The 17530-nt window shown below is 58.4% G+C and carries 20 protein-coding genes; 17 read left to right on the forward strand and 3 right to left on the reverse strand.

The genetic code is table 11. The annotated features are described in order from the left end of the window. The first annotated feature begins 1 nt into the window (after nucleotide 1). From MCACP_RS01650 to mtnP, 7 genes are all read left to right on the forward strand, one after another. Nucleotides 2-1384 carry a nitrogenase component 1 gene (locus tag MCACP_RS01650; RefSeq protein WP_406677667.1) on the forward strand — a complete coding sequence of 461 codons (1383 nt, stop codon included), beginning with the start codon at nucleotides 2-4 and terminating at the stop codon, nucleotides 1382-1384. Continuing rightward, nucleotides 1365-2180, forward strand: a complete 816-nt coding sequence (locus MCACP_RS01655) for a radical SAM protein (RefSeq protein ID WP_406677668.1) — start codon at nucleotides 1365-1367, stop codon at nucleotides 2178-2180. The genes MCACP_RS01650 and MCACP_RS01655 overlap by 20 nt, the downstream gene beginning before the upstream one ends. 22 nt (nucleotides 2181-2202) lie before the next feature. Next, nucleotides 2203-3396, forward strand: coding sequence for a homocitrate synthase (gene nifV / locus MCACP_RS01660; RefSeq protein ID WP_406678652.1), 1194 nt, complete (start codon nucleotides 2203-2205; stop codon nucleotides 3394-3396). A 148-nt stretch (nucleotides 3397-3544) separates the two neighbouring features. After that, nucleotides 3545-5131, forward strand: coding sequence for a thiamine-phosphate synthase family protein (locus tag MCACP_RS01665; RefSeq protein WP_406677670.1), 1587 nt, complete (start codon nucleotides 3545-3547; stop codon nucleotides 5129-5131). A 101-nt stretch (nucleotides 5132-5232) separates the two neighbouring features. Beyond that, entirely contained in the window at nucleotides 5233-6291 is a 1059-nt protein-coding gene (mtnA, locus tag MCACP_RS01670; RefSeq protein ID WP_406677671.1) for an S-methyl-5-thioribose-1-phosphate isomerase, read from the forward strand. Between the two features lie 70 nt (nucleotides 6292-6361). Beyond that, nucleotides 6362-6538, forward strand: coding sequence for a hypothetical protein (locus tag MCACP_RS01675; RefSeq protein ID WP_406677673.1), 177 nt, complete (start codon nucleotides 6362-6364; stop codon nucleotides 6536-6538). A gap of 115 nt (nucleotides 6539-6653) precedes the next feature. Then, complete coding sequence (mtnP, locus tag MCACP_RS01680; protein ID WP_406677674.1) at nucleotides 6654-7442, forward strand: S-methyl-5'-thioadenosine phosphorylase; 789 nt, start codon at nucleotides 6654-6656, stop codon at nucleotides 7440-7442. Here mtnP and MCACP_RS01685 read toward each other — a convergent pair. Both MCACP_RS01685 and MCACP_RS01690 read right to left on the reverse strand, forming a co-directional pair. After that, a complete protein-coding gene (locus MCACP_RS01685) occupies nucleotides 7439-8395 on the reverse strand; it encodes a S66 peptidase family protein (RefSeq protein WP_406677675.1) in 957 nt (318 codons plus the stop codon). The two genes, mtnP and MCACP_RS01685, sit on opposite strands and share 4 nt — an antisense overlap. A 125-nt stretch (nucleotides 8396-8520) precedes the next feature. After that, a complete protein-coding gene (locus MCACP_RS01690) occupies nucleotides 8521-8763 on the reverse strand; it encodes a DUF1540 domain-containing protein (RefSeq protein ID WP_406677676.1) in 243 nt (80 codons plus the stop codon). 241 nt (nucleotides 8764-9004) lie between these two features. Here MCACP_RS01690 and MCACP_RS01695 point away from each other — a divergent pair, with 241 nt between their 5' ends. From MCACP_RS01695 to MCACP_RS01720, 6 genes are all read left to right on the forward strand, one after another. Further along, on the forward strand, nucleotides 9005-9241 hold the full coding sequence (locus tag MCACP_RS01695) for an SHOCT domain-containing protein (protein ID WP_406677677.1): 237 nt from the start codon (nucleotides 9005-9007) through the stop codon (nucleotides 9239-9241). A gap of 68 nt (nucleotides 9242-9309) precedes the next feature. Continuing rightward, the gene (htpX, locus tag MCACP_RS01700) at nucleotides 9310-10206 is read left to right on the forward strand and encodes a zinc metalloprotease HtpX (RefSeq protein WP_406677678.1); all 897 of its coding nucleotides are present in this window, start codon (nucleotides 9310-9312) and stop codon (nucleotides 10204-10206) included. Further along, nucleotides 10203-10775 (forward strand): PspA-associated protein PspAB, encoded by a 573-nt coding sequence (pspAB, locus tag MCACP_RS01705; RefSeq protein WP_406677680.1) that lies wholly within the window; start codon nucleotides 10203-10205, stop codon nucleotides 10773-10775. Before htpX ends, pspAB begins: the two co-directional genes overlap by 4 nt. Before the next feature lie 23 nt (nucleotides 10776-10798). Beyond that, nucleotides 10799-11500: a PspA/IM30 family protein gene (locus tag MCACP_RS01710; RefSeq protein WP_406678653.1), complete on the forward strand. Its 702-nt coding sequence runs from the start codon at nucleotides 10799-10801 to the stop codon at nucleotides 11498-11500. Then, entirely contained in the window at nucleotides 11497-11775 is a 279-nt protein-coding gene (gene pspAA / locus MCACP_RS01715) for a PspA-associated protein PspAA (RefSeq protein WP_406677681.1), read from the forward strand. The genes MCACP_RS01710 and pspAA overlap by 4 nt, the downstream gene beginning before the upstream one ends. Before the next feature lie 208 nt (nucleotides 11776-11983). Continuing rightward, complete coding sequence (locus tag MCACP_RS01720) at nucleotides 11984-13282, forward strand: S-layer homology domain-containing protein (RefSeq protein ID WP_406677682.1); 1299 nt, start codon at nucleotides 11984-11986, stop codon at nucleotides 13280-13282. Here the strand turns inward: MCACP_RS01720 and MCACP_RS01725 are convergent. Next, nucleotides 13244-13849 carry a DedA family protein gene (locus tag MCACP_RS01725; RefSeq protein WP_406677683.1) on the reverse strand — a complete coding sequence of 202 codons (606 nt, stop codon included), beginning with the start codon at nucleotides 13847-13849 and terminating at the stop codon, nucleotides 13244-13246. The genes MCACP_RS01720 and MCACP_RS01725 overlap by 39 nt on opposite strands. Nucleotides 13850-14017: 168 nt before the next feature. Between MCACP_RS01725 and MCACP_RS01730 the strand changes: the two genes are divergently transcribed. The 4 genes from MCACP_RS01730 (at nucleotide 14018) to MCACP_RS01745 (ending at nucleotide 17442) form a co-directional block, all read left to right on the forward strand. Next, the gene (locus MCACP_RS01730; protein ID WP_406677684.1) at nucleotides 14018-14599 is read left to right on the forward strand and encodes a xanthine phosphoribosyltransferase; all 582 of its coding nucleotides are present in this window, start codon (nucleotides 14018-14020) and stop codon (nucleotides 14597-14599) included. Nucleotides 14600-14897: 298 nt separating this feature from the next. Beyond that, the gene (locus MCACP_RS01735) at nucleotides 14898-15368 is read left to right on the forward strand and encodes a 4Fe-4S dicluster domain-containing protein (RefSeq protein ID WP_406678654.1); all 471 of its coding nucleotides are present in this window, start codon (nucleotides 14898-14900) and stop codon (nucleotides 15366-15368) included. A gap of 1 nt (nucleotide 15369) precedes the next feature. Continuing rightward, nucleotides 15370-17169, forward strand: coding sequence for an aldehyde ferredoxin oxidoreductase family protein (locus MCACP_RS01740; RefSeq protein ID WP_406677685.1), 1800 nt, complete (start codon nucleotides 15370-15372; stop codon nucleotides 17167-17169). A gap of 3 nt (nucleotides 17170-17172) precedes the next feature. Then, a complete protein-coding gene (locus MCACP_RS01745; protein WP_406677686.1) occupies nucleotides 17173-17442 on the forward strand; it encodes a MoaD family protein in 270 nt (89 codons plus the stop codon). Nucleotides 17443-17530: the final 88 nt, after the last annotated feature.

Genomic DNA, 17530 nt, shown 5'->3' on the forward strand with positions numbered 1-17530 from the left:
AATGCTCATTGAAATAATGCCCGAACGGGCCGGGCACCTGGAGCCGGCGAACCTGCCCGCGTGTGAGCGGCGGACCTTACCCGGGGTGATCTCCCAGCGGGCCTGCCTGCTTTACGGAGCCCGCTGGATGCTGGCGGCCATCAGGGACGCGGTTCACCTCATCCACGGGCCGGTGGGTTGTGCCTACTACAGCCAGACGGTACGACAAAAGAATTACAAGGTGTTTTCTACCGGTCTGGGAGAAAAGGAGATTATCTTTGGCGGCGGGGAAAAACTGGAAGAGGCCATCAGGGAAGCAGTAAGTTTGTTTCCCCGGTCGTCAGCCGTGCTGGTTTACACTACCTGCGCGGCAGGACTGATCGGTGAAAACGTGGAGGCAATCTGCAAACAGGCGGCGGCTGCCCTGGGCCTGCCGGTGGTGCCGGTCAACTGCCCGGGTTTTGGCGGGGTGAGCCAGGGTGACGGGCACGATGTCGCTGCGGCAGCTCTGCTAGAGCATTTTATCGGGCGCGGTTCTCCCGGGACGCCCCTGGAAAACAGTGTGAACATCCTGGGCGAGTTTGATGTTCAGGGCGATTTGAAGGAAATTGAGCAGCTATTGCAGTGTCTCGGTTTGAATATCATCTGCGCCGTTTCCGGCCGGGCAACGGTAAAAAATTTGGCCCGGGCTCACCGGGCCAGGCTCAATATCGTCCACTGCGGGCGTACCGGGCGCTGGCTGGCCCGGAGGATGGAGGAGCGCTTCGGTATTCCCTGGCAGAAGGTATCCTTTTTCGGTTTGGACGCAACCGCGGCGGCACTGCAGGCCATCGCTGCTTTCTTTAACCGTCCGGAGGCGGCCGCGTGGGTAGAAAAGGAGGCGGAAGCCGCCCGGCAGAGGGCGCTTCCTTACCTGGGACGCCTGGCAGGTAAGCGGGTGGCCCTGTTTTTTGGCGCTTCACGTATGGGTTCCATGGCCGGGGCCTTCAGGGAATTGGGTATGGAGGTGGTTTTATGCGGCTCCCAATTCGGCTGTCAGGAAGATTATACCGACTCCCGCCGCTGCCTGGGCCGGGGAACGACGCTGATCGACGACGCTCACCAGCGGGAGCTGGAGGAATTCTGGCACCGCTACCGGCCGGATTTGCTGGTGGGGGGTACCAGGGAAAGATTTGTGGCCCATAAGATGGGAATACCCTTCCTGGTCTTTCCCCAGGAAACAAGCCCTTATGCCGGCTTCAACGGTTTTGTGCATCTGGCCCGGGAAGCGGCGGCCCTGGTGGGAGCGCCGGTGTGGCGGTTGAGCAACAACGAGCTTTTGCGGGAAGAAGGAGAAGAAAAGATGGCTGAATATGTGCGGTATGTGGAGAGGGGGAAAAAGGAGAATGAGAGATCCAGCCTATGAGGAGATAACCAGGGAACATCCATGCTACAACAAAGCCGCTGCCAGGTGGTTCGGGCGCTTCCACCTGCCGGTAGCGCCGGACTGTAACATAAAGTGTCGCTATTGTACCCGGCTTTACGATTGCGCCAATGAAAACCGCCCCGGCGTGACCAGCCACCTGATGGCCCCCGGGGAAGCCCTGCAGCACGTGCAGCGGCTGGTGGAAAGGGACAGGTGCATCCGGGTGGTAGGCGTTGCCGGTCCCGGGGAGCCCCTGGCCAATAAGGCCACGATCTATACCCTGCGGCTGGTACATCGCCGTTTTCCAGGGCTGATAAAATGTATCAGCACCAACGGCTTGTTGTTGACCGAAAGCCTGCCAGCGCTGCGGGAAGCAGGGGTGCGGGCGGTGACGGTGACGGTGAACGCCGTTTCCCCGGCGGTAGGCAGCCGGATTTACGATTACGTATCTTACCGGGGACGGGTATACAAGGGAGCTGCCGGGGCGGAACTGCTGTGGCAGGCCCAGAGCGGGGGCATTCGCCGGGCCCGGGAATCGGGCATGGTCGTTAAAGTAAACAGCGTGCTCATTCCCGGAATCAATGACCATCACCTGGAAGAGGTGGCCCGGGCGGTGAAGGCGGCCGGGGCGCATGTCATGAACATAATTCCCCTGATTCCCCAGGGGGAATTTGCCGGACTGCTGCCACCGCCGGCGGCGCGGGTCAACCTGTTGCGCCGGAAATTGTCGCCCATTATTGACCAGATGGCCCACTGCCGGCGTTGCCGGGCGGACGCGGCGGGGAGGCTGGGATGAGATTTTATGCCCTGCCCTGGAGGTGAGGCTGATGCAGGTGCGGGTTGTGGATACGACCTTGAGGGACGGGGAGCAGGCGCCGGGGGTGGCTTTTAACCTTGAGGAAAAGGTAACCATCGCCCGGATGCTGGACCGGCTTGGCGTAGCGCAGATTGAGGCCGGTACGCCGGCCATGGGGGAAATGGAGCAACAGGCCATCAGGGCCATCGTCCGGATGGGCTTAAAATGCCGGGTCAGTACCTGGAACAGGATGGTATGGGAGGATATCCGCGCCTCCCTGGCCTGCGGGGTACGGGATGTGCATATTTCCGCTCCCGTGTCGCCCATTCAAATCCGGTACAAACTGGGGCAAAGCCATCAGTGGGTGCTGGAGCGTTTGCAGCAGGCCTGCTTCTATGCCATGGACCACGGCCTGCGGGTGACAGTGGGAGCGGAGGACGCATCCCGGGCAGACCCAGTTTTCTTACTGGAGTTTGCTTTCCTGGCCCGGGAATTGGGGGCGGAACGGCTGCGTTACTGCGATACCGTGGGTGTTCTGGAACCGTTCACCACCTTTGAGCGTCTTGCCTGGTTGAAAGAAAAAATAGACCTGGAGCTGGAGTTTCACGGTCATAACGACTTCGGCCTGGCCACGGCCAACGCCCTGGCGGCCGTCAAGGCCGGTGCTGGTTGGGTGGATGCCACCATCGGCGGGTTGGGGGAAAGGGCAGGGAACGCCGCCCTGGAAGAGGTGGTCATGGCCCTCAAGCACCTTCACGGGGTCGATCTCGGCTTCAAGACGGAAAGGTTACCGGAAATCGCCGCATATGTGGCCCGCGCTTCCAGACGGCAACTGCCTGCGTGGAAACCGATCGTCGGCAGTAACATTTTCGCCCACGAATCAGGTATTCATGTCGATGGCACCCTCAAAGATCCCCGGACTTATGAGGTATTCGCGCCTGAAGAAGTCGGCCTTAGGCGGCAGATTGTAATCGGCAAGCACTCCGGCACCGCCGCCCTCAAGGCGAAGTTTGCCGCATACGGCATCGCTTTGAGCCAGGAGGACGCCGCAGTCATACTGGAACGGGTGCGGGCGGCAGCGGTGCAGCTAAAGCGCTCCCTTGGCGACCAAGAATTGATTTATTTATATGAGGACTACCTTCTCCACCAGGCCGCCGGGGCAAGATCCGCACCCCAAGCGGTAGCAGCACCGAGCCAGGAAAAACGGTCTGAATAACCTCTACCTTCCGTGCAGCCTTTATAAAAAGCATAGGGAAAATAATCGAAGGGGAGCCTCGCCAGGGAGCGGGCTCTTTTTTTGCCATCGGTGTGCTATAATAATAGCTATTAACAACGGATTATATTAGCTAGAGGGGGTCCGGTGCATGATCGGTAAAGTCAATGACGATTTCTTCCGCCAGGCCATTTTACCCCATACAGGGGCTGGAGCTCCCGAGGTAGTGGTAGGGCCGCGCATGGGCGTGGATGCGGCTGTCCTTAAAATAGGAGAGGAGTACCTGGCTGTTGCCGAAGACCCCATATTCCCGGGGCCAACGATGTCCCCCGATGATTTTGGCTGGATCACCGTCCACATCGGCGCCAGCGACGTGGCCGTTATGGGTATCAAGCCCCAGTTTATGACCTATTCCCTGCTGCTGCCCCCGGGAACGCCGGAAAGTTACATAGCCGATCTGGTAAGAAGCATTAGCAATTACGCCGGGGAGCTTGGGATTACCATCGTTGGCGGCCATACGGGATTTTACGGGGCCGTCAACGTTCCGACCATCGGCGGTATAACCGTCTGGGGCCTGGGGCGGGAGGTAGTCACCCCGGCCGGGGCCCGGGTCGGCGACGCCGTGATTATTACCAAAGGTGCCGCCATTGAAGCGGCGGCCCTTTTAGCCTGCGAGCTGGAGGAGAAATTGCTGGCGGCAGGAATAGAGCCGGGGCTGGTAGAACGTGCTAAAAAGCGCTTGCGGGAGATGTCGGTGGTGGCCGAGGCCGGGATTGCCATGGAAGTTGGCGGCGTCCATGCCATGCACGACGCCACGGAAGGCGGCCTGGCCCGGGGCCTGTGGGAGGTGGCCGAAGCCTCTGCTGTAGGCCTCAGGATTGAACGCTCCCGGGTACCGGTACCGGAGGACGTAAGGGCAGTGTGTGCCCACTTTGACCTGAACCCCTATGAAATCATCAGCGAAGGCACCCTGGTCCTGGCATGTGCCCCGGAAAAAGCCGGCGCCCTGCTGGCTGCTTTGCAAGCAGCGGGCCTGGAAGCAGCCGTGATTGGCCGGGTGGTACCGCTGGCCGAAGGGCGCCTCTGGGTTGAAGATGGCGGCCGGGAAGAGAAGCTCCTGCCGCCGCCGGTAGACCGCTTCTGGGACGTCTTCTTTAACGCCCTGGCATTAAAAGACGATACCCGGACGGCGGCCGAGGCAGCCCTGTGCCGGGAACTGGGACAGGCCGTCAGGGAACTCCAGGAAGCCAATATCGTCGCCTTAATCCCGGAAATAGGCGCCAACCTGGCCTATTGTCTGCCGGAAGCCAGGGAATTGAAGGACGTCGCCGCCATACCCGGCCGCCTGCTGCGCTTCAAAGGGCGGGTGGCCGCCCTGGGTGAGCCGGAAATGGGCTGCTCCACCCATATGGGCGGCGCGATCCTGACGGTGCGCGAGTTTTTCCCGGCGGCACGCTGTGTGATTAACCTCCGCCACAACCCGCGCATCCGCCAGGCCTGCACCGGTCTGGGTTTCAAAATTGCCAGCATGCCCGTACCTGATGGCTATCGCCAGGCGGATGCCGAATTTTACCGCGACCTGCGCCAGACCCTGGCCGGCTGCCGGGAACTGCCCGATGTGATTGAAATACCGGACCGCATTAATTTAGAGCGCCTGATACTGGTCCTGGGAAAGAGCCCGGCGGAAATTGTGGCTAAAGTCAAAGCCCTGGCGGCAAAAGTGGAAGAACTTGGTTAGGAGGGAAAACGTGGCAGCCGTAGAGGGGCCACGGTTTTAACTTGTACCGGCCCGGAGGAACAAAATATTAAAGAGCCAGAACTTGCCTGGAGGTGTCCTTTTTGCAGTACGAACCTGTTGCGCCTATTTGCTGGCAGGACGGCCAGGTGGAAATGATTGACCAGACGCGCCTGCCGGAAGAACTGGTCATTATCCGGCCCCGGACGGTAGAGGAAATGTGGGATGCTATTAAAACGCTAAAGGTACGGGGGGCACCGGCCATCGGCATAGCTGCAGCCCTGGGTCTTTACCTGGCCATCAAGGATTCCCGGGCCAGGGACAGGGCTGAATTTGAGGCCGAGTTAAAGAAGGCCGCCGCTTACCTGGCCTCGTCCCGGCCAACGGCGGTCAACCTTTTCTGGGCCTTGAAACGGGTTCAGGAGGCCGTTGCCGCCGCCACCACCGATGATGTTTCTGCCTTGAAAGATCTGGTGTTAAAAGAAGCCCTGGCCATCCGCGACGAAGATGAAGCCACATGCCGGGCCATTGGGAAAAATGGCGCTGCCCTCCTCCAGGATGCCGAAGCCGTTCTCACCCACTGCAATGCCGGCACCCTGGCTACCGCCCGCTACGGTACGGCGCTGGCGCCTATATATTACCTGGCATCCCGGGGCAAAGTACTGAAGGTCTTTGCCGATGAAACCCGGCCCCTTCTCCAGGGAGCAAGGCTTACGGCCTGGGAACTGCATCAGGCCGGTATCCCGGTTACCCTGATTACCGATAATATGGCCGCCGCCGTTATGGCCCGGGGCCTGGTCCAGGCGGTCATCGTCGGTGCCGACCGCATTACCGCTAACGGCGATGTGGCCAATAAAATCGGCACCTACGGGGTGGCAATACTGGCCAGGGAACACGGCCTTCCCTTTTATGTAGCGGCTCCGGCTTCTACCTTTGATTTAAGCCTTTCCAGCGGTGAACAGATTCCCATTGAAGAAAGGGACCCGGCGGAAGTCAGCCACTTTGGCCTGCGGCCTACGGCGCCGGAAGGCATCAACATCTTTAACCCGGCCTTTGACGTGACGCCGCACCGTTATGTGACAGCTATTATTACCGAAAAAGGCATTATCAGGCCCCCGTATAAGGAGAATATCCCGCGCGTGCTAACCGGTGAAAGCAGGTGACAGCCGTTTACCCTGGGCGACGGAGGAGCATAATATAAAAAACTCACCCCAAAGGAGGCCGGGCGTGCAGATGGATAAGGAAAGAAAAATTGACGAGCAGCGGCGGTTGGCTGAAGCCCTGGGGGAGGAAGAAGAACAAAAGAGGGAGCAGTTCGTCCGCAGTATCCTGCGGGAAAGGGAAGGCATAGCTGCTGAAAGGGAGAAATTCCTCCACGACCTGAAGACCGGGTCCATCAAGAAACTGTAACGAAAAAAGGGGCCATTTGCACTTGGGCGGCAGGTGGCCTCTTATAGTATTTATCGTTCTATGATAAAATTGTTAATAGTGGATTGTATACTACATAGGAAGGAGCATTGTCCTGGTGCGCATAGCTATTATCGGGGGTTCCGGGGTTTATGATCCAGGAATTTTAAGCAATATCAGGGAAGAAAGGGTTGAGACGCCTTATGGCACGGCCGTGCTTAAGGTCGGCACTTATCAGGGCGAGGAAATAGGTTTCATGCCCCGCCATGGGGAGAAGCATACTGTGCCTCCCCACAGGGTGAATTACCGCGCCAACATCTGGGCCCTGAAAATGCTGAAAGTAGAACGAGTCCTGGCCACGGCCGCCGTCGGTTCCACCAACCCCGACTACAGGCCGGGGGATTTTGTCATCGTCAATGATTTCCTGGACTTTACCAAAACCCGCACTTATACCTTTTTTGAAGGCGGCGAGACGGGGGTAGTCCATACGGATTTTACCACGCCTTACTGCCCCGAGCTGCGGCGGTTGCTCGTGGAGACGGCTGCTGCCCTGGGGATCAAAGCCCACGACGGCGGGGTTTATGCCTGTACGGAGGGACCCCGCTTTGAAACCCCGGCCGAGATCCGCATGATCCGGCAGCTGGGCGGGGATCTGGTGGGAATGACCAACGTCCCCGAAGTAATCCTGGCCCATGAGGTGGGCCTTTGCTACGGACTTATTGCCATGGTAACCAACATGGCGGCCGGTATTTCCGCCACTCCTTTAAGCCACGCCGAGGTCCTGGAGATTATGGATCAGAACGGCAAAAACCTGCGGGAGCTCATCATGCAAACTATTCCCAGGATCCCCCGGGAAAGGAACTGCCGCTGCAGCCTAACGGATGGAAAAATTGAAGTCCACGACTAGGGTGGCGCTACCGCCGCCTCCAGGTAAGTCAGGGTGCACGCTGCCGCATCCAGGCGGGCGCGGATACCCAGGGGCAGGGTGGCCTGGGTGGCCAGGTGGCCGGCGGGCAGGCCGTAGAAACAGGGAATACCCAGGGGCGCCAGGTGGCCGGTTATGATTTCCAGGAGGCCGGGTTGATGGGAGGAATCCCCGCAGCGGGTACAGAAACCAAAAACGATCCCGGCTGCGGCCTCCAGCTTGCCTGCCAGCTTGAGCTGGGTGAGCATGCGGTCGATGCGGTAGGGTGCCTCATCCACTTCTTCTAGGAAAAGGATTTTCCCCTCGGTGTCGACTTCAAAGGGTGTACCCAGGGTGGCAACTACCAGGGACAGGTTGCCGCCGGTGACTATTCCCTCGGCCCGTCCGGGAGTAATGGCCACCGGTGGGGGTAATCCCGGCGCCGGCGGGATGCTGCCCAGGGGTGAAGCAACCGCCAGGGCCCGGCAGAGGCCTTCCCGGGTATAGGGGGGGAGGTCGCCGCCGCCCAGTTCGGGATAGAGCATGGGGCCGTGGAAGGTTACCAGGCCGGTCATTCTGTTGAGGGCCAGGTGCAAGGCGGTAATGTCGCTGTAGCCCACTAAAATTTTGGGATGGTGGCGGATAAGGTTGTAGTCGAGGTCATCCAGGAGCCGCAGGGTGCCGTAACCGCCCCGCAGGCAGAATATGGCCTTTACTTCCGGTTCCTGGAACATTAGGTGCAGGTCGGCCAGGCGTCCGGCATCGCTGCCTGCCAGGTAACCGGTGGCCTTGCTGATATGGGTGCCGGTACGGACCCTGTAGCCCAGGCTGAGCCAGAAGCTGATACCCCTGGCCAGGTACTCCGGGTCTGGCAGGGGACTGGCCGGAGCAATGATGCCAATCGTATCGCCTCTTTGAAGAGCCGGCGGTTTAATAATGGGAGTAGTTGCGGACATGGTGCTTCCCTCTGCTTGTAGTTGAAATCCCGGGGTTGCAGCAGGCCCCCTGGTCCAATATATATGCTCCCCTAAAATAAAAACGGCAGGGTTTACCTGCCGTTTGACTTTAATTTCACCGGGAGCTATTTGCGGGTGATGCCGTCGGCGTTCTTTTCAGCAGAACCCCTGGCAATGAAAGTCTTGCAGCAGGTTTCCGCCGAAGACTTCACGGGGGTAGCTGAAATACTACCGGCCATAGGGGCATCGACATTCTGGGGTTGAGAATTGCTCATAGCATCGGAAGTAACCAGGATCTGCGAAGCGTCACAGACGTTGCCGCTGGACCAGTAATGGCAGTTGTTAACACTGCAGGTAATACGCGGCATGAAGGGCACCTCCAAAGAATTGATTTGTTTTTTAATACAATTTCCTTGAGAGAGCCTTTTTATGCGCTGCTGTACTTTGATATAATTTATAGCCCGCCGGTATATACTAATTTTGAAGTTTTAGTGAAGTTCCTTGACAAAGGTGAAGCCGGTAAATAAGATGGACTTAAATAACTACAGGCAGGGGGTATGTCAAACTTTACCCTGAACTTGCAAAAAATAGTTGAGGAGGTTATTATATATGATGTGGGGATATTATGGCAACTGGGGGATGGGCCTCTGGATGCTGGTCTGGTGGGTGTTAGTAATCGGCATCCTGGTCCTGGCGGTTTATGGCCTGGTAAGCCTGTTTAACCGCCGCACCGGCCAGCAGCCCGCGCTGCGTCCCGACCCCCTGGCGATATTGAAGGAACGCTATGCAAGGGGTGAAATCACCACCGACGAGTACCACCGCATGCGCGAGGAACTCAGGGAGTGATATATTCCTCATGGCGGTCATCAACCGCCTCCGCTGCTTGTAACTTCCTATTTCGGGGGAGGGTGGCTATGCGACGCCAACTTGGTAGTGACGCGGGTTTAACGGCGCGGATGTTTTTAACCATGTTTTTACTCGCCGCTGTATATCTCTTTTTCCTGGTTGTCCTGTGGCAGGCCGGGGTGAGTTATACAGGGATTATCATTTTTGTCGGGATCATGCTGGCCGTCCAGTATTACTTTTCCGACCGCATGGTTCTCTGGTCCATGGGCGCCCGGGAGGTATCGCCCCGGGAAGCGCCGGAACTCCATGCCCTGGTGGAAAGGCTGGCCGCCCTGGCCGATCTACCCAAACCCAAGGTGGCTATTGTTGATACTCCCATGCCCAATGCCTTTGCCACCGGCCGCAATCCGGCCAACGCCGTCGTAGCGGTGACAACCGGGATTCTGGAACGCCTGGATCCACCGGAACTGGAGGCTGTCCTGGGCCATGAATTGAGCCATATCAAAAATCGGGATATGACGGTGCTGACGCTGGCCAGCTTTTTTGCCACCGTCGCTTCCTTTATCGTGCAGAACTTTTTCTACTGGGGCGGCGCCTTTGGCGGCCGCGACCGGGACGAGCGCAACAATACCATGCTGGTTTACCTGGTATCCCTGGTGGTGTGGCTGGTCAGTTACTTCCTCATTCGCGCCCTGTCCCGTTACCGGGAATTTGCCGCCGACCGGGGGGCGGCCATCCTTACCGGTGCGCCGGGCCAGCTGGCCTCGGCCCTGGTAAAGATCAGCAGCAGCATGGCGCGCATCCCTGACCGGGATTTGCGCCAGGCCGAGGCCTTTAACGCCTTTTTCATTATCCCGGCCTTAAACGGCAACAGCATCATGGAGCTATTCTCTACCCACCCGTCCCTGGAGCGCCGCTTGGCCTACCTGCGTAAACTGGAGCGGGAAATGGAGGATTGGCGGTGAGCTTCTGGGACGCCCTTCTGGGGCGGACCCGGGTACCCCCGGCGCGGACGGAGCCTCTTTTTGCCCTGAGCACGGCCATTATTGCCCTGGAAAGCGAGCTGGGCTGGCAGCCCGGCAGCCGCGCGGGGGTAGTCCTACGGCCTGGAGAAGACAGTTTTTACGCTACCACCCAGGAAGAGACCGAGGAACTGGTAGCCCTGGCTGCCCAGGAAATGGCAGGCCGCCTGGAGAGTAAAAAGGATGAATATGGCTACCACTGGCTCATCTTCACCGACCGCGACTGGGAGGACCTGGTCGCCCTGGCCCACATGGTCGGCCAGAATTTTACAGACAGGGGTGCCGGCGACCGCCTCCTGGCGGCAGTTTTTAAGCTGCAAAAAAAGGACCAGGTCCTTTATCTCATATTCAGCTATAAGCGGGGAGCCTTTTATCCTTTCATCCCCGTTGACGAGCAGAATAAGAAGCGGGATAATGCCGGGGAAATGCGCCTGGCGGCTTTAATGGAGAAGGAACTTCCCTGGGAAAAGGATATCACCCGCTGGTATCCCCTCTGGGGTTGCCCGGTATAACCTACGAAAGGAGCTTTTGTATTATGGGCATCCTGTCGCGCATGTCGACAATTTTCAAATCCAAGATGAACAAGATCCTCGATCAGGTAGAAAACCCCCAGGAAACCCTGGAGTATTCCTACAACCGCCAGCTGGAAATGCTCCAGAACGTCAAACGTAACCTGGCTGATGTAGTTGCTTCCAAAAAACGCCTGGAACTCCAGGCCGTCAAGTTGAAGGATAGCCAGAAAAAGCTGGAAGATCAGGCCCGCCAGGCCCTGCAGCTGGGGCGGGAGGATCTGGCCACCGTCGCCCTGGAGCGTAAAGCAGCCATTCAGCAGCAGCTGGAAGGGCTGGAAGAGCAGATTAAAGGGCTGGAGGCAGAGCAGGCAAAACTTGCTGCCGTAGAGGCCAAGCTCCAGGCCAAGGTGGAAGCCTTCCGGACCAAGAAAGAAATAATCAAGGCCCAGTATTCGGCGGCCCAGGCCCAGGTCAAAATTGGCGAGGCGGCCACCGGCCTGTCGGAAGAGCTGGCCGACGTCTCCCTGGCCATCCAGCGCGCCGAAGAAAAAACGGAGCAAATGCGGGCCCGGGCGGCAGCCATTGACGAGCTGGTAAACTCCGGGGTCCTGGAAGACGCCCTGGAAACGGCCGATCCTCTGGAGCGGGAGCTGAAGCAGGCTGGCGCTGCCACCCAGGTCCAGGCGGACCTGGAGCGCTTGAAGAGAGAGGTGGGCAAAGCTTGATTATCCGTATTTTATCGGAAGGTCAGTACCGGCTGGAAGGGGAGGCCCTGAGCGAACTCGACCGTCTGGATGACAAGCTGCTGGATGCCCTGGCGGCAGGTAACCGGGAGGAATATGATACTAATTTCCGCGAGGTCCTGGCCTTGATCCGGGGTCGGGGCAGCCGTATTCCCGATACCGAACTGGTAGAATCGGACCTCATCCTGCCGGCACCGGACACCACCTTTGAAGAGGCCCGCAGCCTTTTTGCCGATTACCCGCGGCATCTCAGTTAAGATAAAAGTAGAGGCACTATAAAAGCAGGTATCTTAAAGATACCTGCTTTTTGCTGGCGTGACATGGAAAGTTATGTTATAATAGGAAAAAAATACAAGAAAGGGAGTGGGGAGAAGCATCTTTGGCGGCGAACTGCCACCAGCAAAGGTGGAACATGCCGCAACAGTACCAGCCTGCGACAGAGTTGTTACGGGGGAGGGAAGAAAAATGCGTAAAGCCAGTTTGGCCGGGCTTATTATGTTTTTTATGCTGCTGCCGTGGGGAACAGCCTGGGCCGGGCCGGCGGCGAGTTCACTTCTGACCCTGTTACCGCCGGAACAGGCCAGGGCACCAGCATTAACCCGGGGCGGATTTGCTGTTATGCTGGTGGCGGCAGCCCGCATCAAAAGTGAGGCTCGCAGCGGCAACCTGCCCGGGGACGTCCCTGCCGGTAGCTGGTATGCGCCGGCTTTACAAGCTCTCTGGCAGGAGGGGATGATCCACGGCTATCCCCACGGCAACCTGCGTCCCGACCAGGAGATAACCAATCTGGAGGCGGTTATTCTTACGGCCCGGGTACTTGGACTACCCAATGAGATCAGCTCGCCCCTTACCGAACTGCAGCCCGGCGATATACCCTACGGCTTCAACCAGTATGCCTTTTTCCAGCGCCAGGGGTTATTGCCGCCGGGGGGGCCAATGGCCTTCTTAACACCGGCCGCTGCCGCCGGCTGGCTGGCTGAAGTCTTCAGCTCTGACCCACGGGCCAAAGATCTAATGGACAAATGCCGCCAGGCCCTGGCCAGGCAGCAGGGTATTGCTACCCGCGGGGAGGCCAGCATTAAATTTCACAGCCGGCCGGGTTTGCCGGTTACGTTAGAAGTAGACCGGCTGGCCATTAAGGGAAAGGTTCTCAATGAAGTTCTCCTGCCGGGGCAAATGCACCAGGTTGCTGCTGTGGAACTGGAAGGCCGTAAGGCCCTGCACATTGAACAGGTCGCCAGTAACGGCAACCTGTATCGTCGGGTTGCTGATGCTTCTGGCAGGACCGGAGACTGGGAGCGGTTGAGCCTGGCTCCTGATGTTTCCCTCCTGATGCGCCAGCAGCAAAATCTGGGGCTGCCGGCAAACATCTTTCCTTACTTGCGCTATCGTTACCTGGGAATAAGCAATGTTGCCGGCCAGGAAGTCCTGGGGATCAGTTTTTATGCCCGCTTGCATACAGCCGGGCCTGTTGCCGAACTCTTACCACCGGCAGCCCTGGGTGATGGACTGGCAGCCTACCTGAACCCGCCGGAAAAACTTATCCGCTCTTTCTCTTACTGGGGTTTAGTTTACGTCAATCCCCGGACCTTTTTACCTGTCAAAAGTGTTATCAACCTTGTCATGGCCTTTTCCCCTGCTTACCGGGGGCAGCCGGCACCCATGGCGGCCATGGAGCTGCGCTACCAGGTAGACAGTTATACTTATCAGGGCATTAAGATTAACCTACCGGTTCCGGTGCCGCCGCCAGTAAAGGAACACTAGCACGATGAGACCTGCGACGATAACCACATCGAAACGGTGGAAAATGGGGCCCAGGGCTTGCCAGCTGGCCCCTAACTTACGGCCGGCATAGACCAGGAGGATGGACCAGGGCAGGGAACCCAGGAAGGTATAAATGACAAAACGGCCGAAGGGCATGGCGGCAATGCCGGCCGGCAGAGAAATGAAAGTCCGGACAACGGGCATCAGCCTGGTAAAGAAAACGGTTGCTTCGCCGTAGCGTTGAAACCACTTTTCTGCTACGGCGAATTCTTTTTCGGAGAAAAAGACATAGCGGCCGTATTTTTTTAAAAAAGGGCGGCCGCCCCGGAGACCAACAAAATAGGCGACAATGGAACCGATCGTACCGCCAATGGTACCGGCCATGACGGTTCCCCAGAAGCTGAGCCTGCCGGTGCTTACCAGGTAACCGCCAAAGGGCAGGATAATTTCGCTGGGGAGAGGTATACAGGCGCTTTCAATGGCCATACCTATGGCTATACCTGTATAGCCGAGGGTGGCAATAAACTCCGTAATGGCACGAAAAATGGACGCTAGAAGATTTTCCAAGCGGGTTTCTCCTCCTCAAACGTTCTGCTGCCTGCTGATTGCTGCTGGCGTTTTTGATAATTATATCAGGCTTGCAGGTAGATAACAACCTTCTCTTTTGGCCTGGCTTACGCTATAATAGCCTTATCTTAATACCGTTTAAAGAACAGGGGGAGGAGCGAAGCAGCTTTGTCAGTGGTCGAACTGTTAAAAGAAAAAATTCGTCAGGAAGGGCGGGTCATTTCCGACGATATTCTTAAAGTGGATTCCTTTTTAAACCATCAGATTGACCCGGTGTTGATGCTGGAGGTGGGCAAGGAGTTTGCCCGCCGCTTTGCCGGCGCCGGTATTACCAAAGTCCTGACGGTGGAAGCCTCGGGGATAGCTGTAGCCCTCATGACAGGTTTGAGCCTCCGGGTACCGGTGGTTTTTGCGAAGAAAAAGCAACCTTCAACCATGGATGGCGACACTTACTGCGGCCGGGTGCGTTCTTTTACCAAAGAGGAGGTCATAGACATAGTAGTGGCCGGTAGCTACCTGGGACCGGAGGACCGGGTGTTGATTATTGATGACTTCCTGGCTTCCGGAGAGGCGGCCCGGGGCCTGTTAAAGATTATCGACCAGGCAGGGGCCACCCTGGTGGGCATAGGTACTGTTATTGAAAAAGTCTTCCAGAGCGGCGGCGAGACTCTGCGGGAGCAGGGCATCCGGGTTGAGTCCCTCGTGCAGATCGGCAGTTTAAACGGAGGGCAGATTGAATTTTTAAATTAATTTTCGACCTGTCAGCAGGATTTTTTTACCGGACGGCGAAATTAAATATATAGAAACAAGAAAACAAGATAAATTGCTTCCGAGTTGCCGCTTCCCTCCGGGAAGGGCAAACGTCAGGGCCGGGGAGCAATCCCTTGACCTGCTATTGGGCAAAGGAAGGTACTCTTGTGACGTGAGAGTACCTTTTTGTTTTTACTGCGTCGAAAAATGGCCGCGAGAGGGGGGATGCCGCCGGGGAGACCGCAAAAATGACGAATATATGCTGAAAATCATGAAGGGAGGAATTATTTTGGCTAAAGTGCTGGTCGTCGATCAGGACAAGTGTACTGCCTGCCGCCGCTGTGAACTGGCCTGTTCCTTTAAAAATACCGGTGCATTCAACCCGGCAGCGGCCCGGCTGTCAGTGGCAGCCTTCCTTGATGATGATTATTACCTGCCGGTAGTCTGCCAGCACTGCGATGAGCCGGCCTGTCAGGCCGTCTGCCCGGCTGGAGCCATCAGCCGCGACGGCAAAACAAATGCCGTGGTGATCAACGAGGACCGCTGCATAGGCTGCCGCATGTGTATTATGGCCTGTCCCTTCGGCGGGACCGATTATTCAGTATCCGAACAGAAGGTGGTCAAGTGTGATCTCTGCGGGGGCGAACCGGAGTGCGTCCTTAACTGTCCCTGGGGAGCCCTGGAGTATAAAGAACCGGCCGGTCAGGCATTGAGCAAGCGGCAACAAATGGCCCGCAGGGTCCAGGCTGCTCTACGGGAGGTGGGCTAGGATGTACGGCTGGGTTGGTCAATTGCTGCGGGTTGATTTAAGCAGCGGCAAGTGTAAAGTAGAGAAGCTGGATCCGGTTCTGGCCCGGGATTATGTCGGCGCCCGGGGCCTGGCCAGCAAGATTCTTTATGACGAGGTCGATCCCGGTGTCGACCCCCTGGCGCCGGAAAACAAGCTCATTTTCATGACCGGTCCCCTGACCGGGACGGCGGCCATTTCCGGCAGCCGCTATAACGTCGTCACGAAATCACCCCTGACGGGAGCCATTGCCGCCTCCAGCTCCGGCGGTTATTTTGGCGGTGAGCTTAAATATGCGGGGTTTGACGGGATTATTTTGGAGGGGAAGGCGACCGAACCTGTTTACCTCTGGATCGAAGATGGCGCTTGCGAGCTGCGACCGGCCGGGGAGCTGTGGGGCAAGAGTACCCACGAAACGGAAGATGCAATCAAAGCGGCCACCTGCCCCAATGCCAAGGTGGCCTGCATCGGCCCGGCAGGGGAGAAGCTGGTGCGCTTTGCCTGCGTTATCAATGACAAGCACCGGGCTGCCGGCCGTTCGGGCGTGGGCGCCGTCATGGGCTCGAAAAACCTGAAGGCCATCGCCGTCCGCGGCCATGGCGGCGTTAAGGTTGCGGACGGGCCGGCCTTCCGGGAGGCGGTCCTGGCGGCCCTGGCCAAGATCAAGGCCAATGACGTTACCCATGGCGGCCTGCCGGCCTACGGTACCGGCGTGCTGGTCAATGTCATCAACGCCCACGGCGGTCTCCCGACCCGCAACTTCCAGACGGGCGTCTTTGCCGGGGCGGCCAAAATCAGCGGCGAGGCCCTGGCAGAGAATTACCTGGTACGCAAGAAGGGCTGTCTGGCCTGCCCCATCGCCTGCGGTCGCGCCACCCTGGTTCCCTCCGGTGCCTATGCCGGCCACGGTGAAGGTCCGGAGTACGAGGCCCTCTGGTCCCTGGGCGCCGATTGCGGTATTGACGACCTGGCGGCAGTAACCAAAGCCAACTACCTGGCCAATGAGCTGGGCTACGACCCCATTACTTTCGGCGCCACCCTGGCCTGCGCCATGGAACTTTATGAGAAGGGCTACCTGCCGGCGCAGGACACCGAGCTGCCCCTGGAATTTGGGAACGCCGCCGTGCTGGTAGAGACGGCGCGCAAGGTAGGTTACCGCGAAGGCATCGGCGACCTCCTGGCCGAGGGTTCCTACCGCCTGGCCGAGCGTTACGGCCACCCGGAACTGTCCATGAGCAGCAAGAAGCAGGAATACCCGGCCTATGACCCGCGGGCCATCCAGGGCATCGGCCTGAATTACGCCACCTCCAACCGCGGCGGTTGCCACGTACGGGGCTATACCGTCGCCGCGGAGGTGATGGGCATACCGGTGCAGGCTGATCCCCTTGCCGCTGAAGGCAAGGCGGCCCTGGTGAAAGCCTTCCAGGACCTTACCGCCCTGGTGGATGCCAGCGGCATATGCCTCTTCACCACTTTCGCCCTGGGAGCGCCGGATGTCGCCGGCATGCTGGCACCGGCTACCGGCGTACCCTACACTGAGGAAAGCGGCCTTCTCGTCGGCGAGCGCATCTTCAACCTGGAGCGGCTCTTTAACTTTGCCGCAGGGCTGACAAAGGCCGATGATACCCTGGCGCCGCGCCTGCTGGAGGAACCTATGCCTGAAGGACCGGCCAGAGGCAAGACTTCCGCCCTGGCGCAGATGCTGGCCGAGTACTACCAGCTGCGCGGCTGGGACGAGGATGGCCGGGTAACGGCAGCCACCCGGGAACGGCTGGGGTTGTAAGTAATGGAAGTAGAACTCCTAAGTTTCTTACAGCGGGCGGCCGGGGCAAGCCGGGTAAATGTAGAAGCAGCTACTGTCGAGGAGCTCCTGGCTGCCCTTATTTCCCGTTATGGGGAAACTTTCCGCCGGGAACTCATGACCCCGGAGGGAAAGCTAAAGGCCGGCATCGCCATCCTGGTGAACGGCCGCAATATCAACTTCCTCCATGGGCTGAAAACGTCTTTGAGTCCCGGGGATAAAGTGACTATAATTCCGCCGGCTGCCGGCGGGTAACAGGGCGGAACAGAAGGGGCGGTCCTCTTGGTGCCCGTCCCTTCTGTTTCCGGAAGCAGACGGAATTTAATTAGGAACCCTTTTGGCG

The sequence above is a fragment of the Neomoorella carbonis genome, from assembly GCF_045278715.1.
Taxonomy (GTDB): Bacteria; Bacillota; DSM-521; order Neomoorellales; family Neomoorellaceae; genus Neomoorella; species Neomoorella carbonis.

Coding starts and splice junctions, on each gene's coding strand:
- MCACP_RS01650 (WP_406677667.1), top strand. CDS start 2: ATGCTCATTGAAATAATGCCCGAACGGGCCGGGCACCTGGAGCCGGCG.
- MCACP_RS01655 (WP_406677668.1), top strand. CDS start 1,365: ATGAGAGATCCAGCCTATGAGGAGATAACCAGGGAACATCCATGCTAC.
- MCACP_RS01665 (WP_406677670.1), top strand. CDS start 3,545: ATGATCGGTAAAGTCAATGACGATTTCTTCCGCCAGGCCATTTTACCC.
- MCACP_RS01675 (WP_406677673.1), top strand. CDS start 6,362: ATGGATAAGGAAAGAAAAATTGACGAGCAGCGGCGGTTGGCTGAAGCC.
- MCACP_RS01685 (WP_406677675.1), bottom strand. CDS start 8,395: ATGTCCGCAACTACTCCCATTATTAAACCGCCGGCTCTTCAAAGAGGC.
- MCACP_RS01690 (WP_406677676.1), bottom strand. CDS start 8,763: ATGCCGCGTATTACCTGCAGTGTTAACAACTGCCATTACTGGTCCAGC.
- MCACP_RS01695 (WP_406677677.1), top strand. CDS start 9,005: ATGATGTGGGGATATTATGGCAACTGGGGGATGGGCCTCTGGATGCTG.
- htpX (WP_406677678.1), top strand. CDS start 9,310: ATGCGACGCCAACTTGGTAGTGACGCGGGTTTAACGGCGCGGATGTTT.
- MCACP_RS01710 (WP_406678653.1), top strand. CDS start 10,799: ATGGGCATCCTGTCGCGCATGTCGACAATTTTCAAATCCAAGATGAAC.
- MCACP_RS01720 (WP_406677682.1), top strand. CDS start 11,984: ATGCGTAAAGCCAGTTTGGCCGGGCTTATTATGTTTTTTATGCTGCTG.
- MCACP_RS01740 (WP_406677685.1), top strand. CDS start 15,370: ATGTACGGCTGGGTTGGTCAATTGCTGCGGGTTGATTTAAGCAGCGGC.
- MCACP_RS01745 (WP_406677686.1), top strand. CDS start 17,173: ATGGAAGTAGAACTCCTAAGTTTCTTACAGCGGGCGGCCGGGGCAAGC.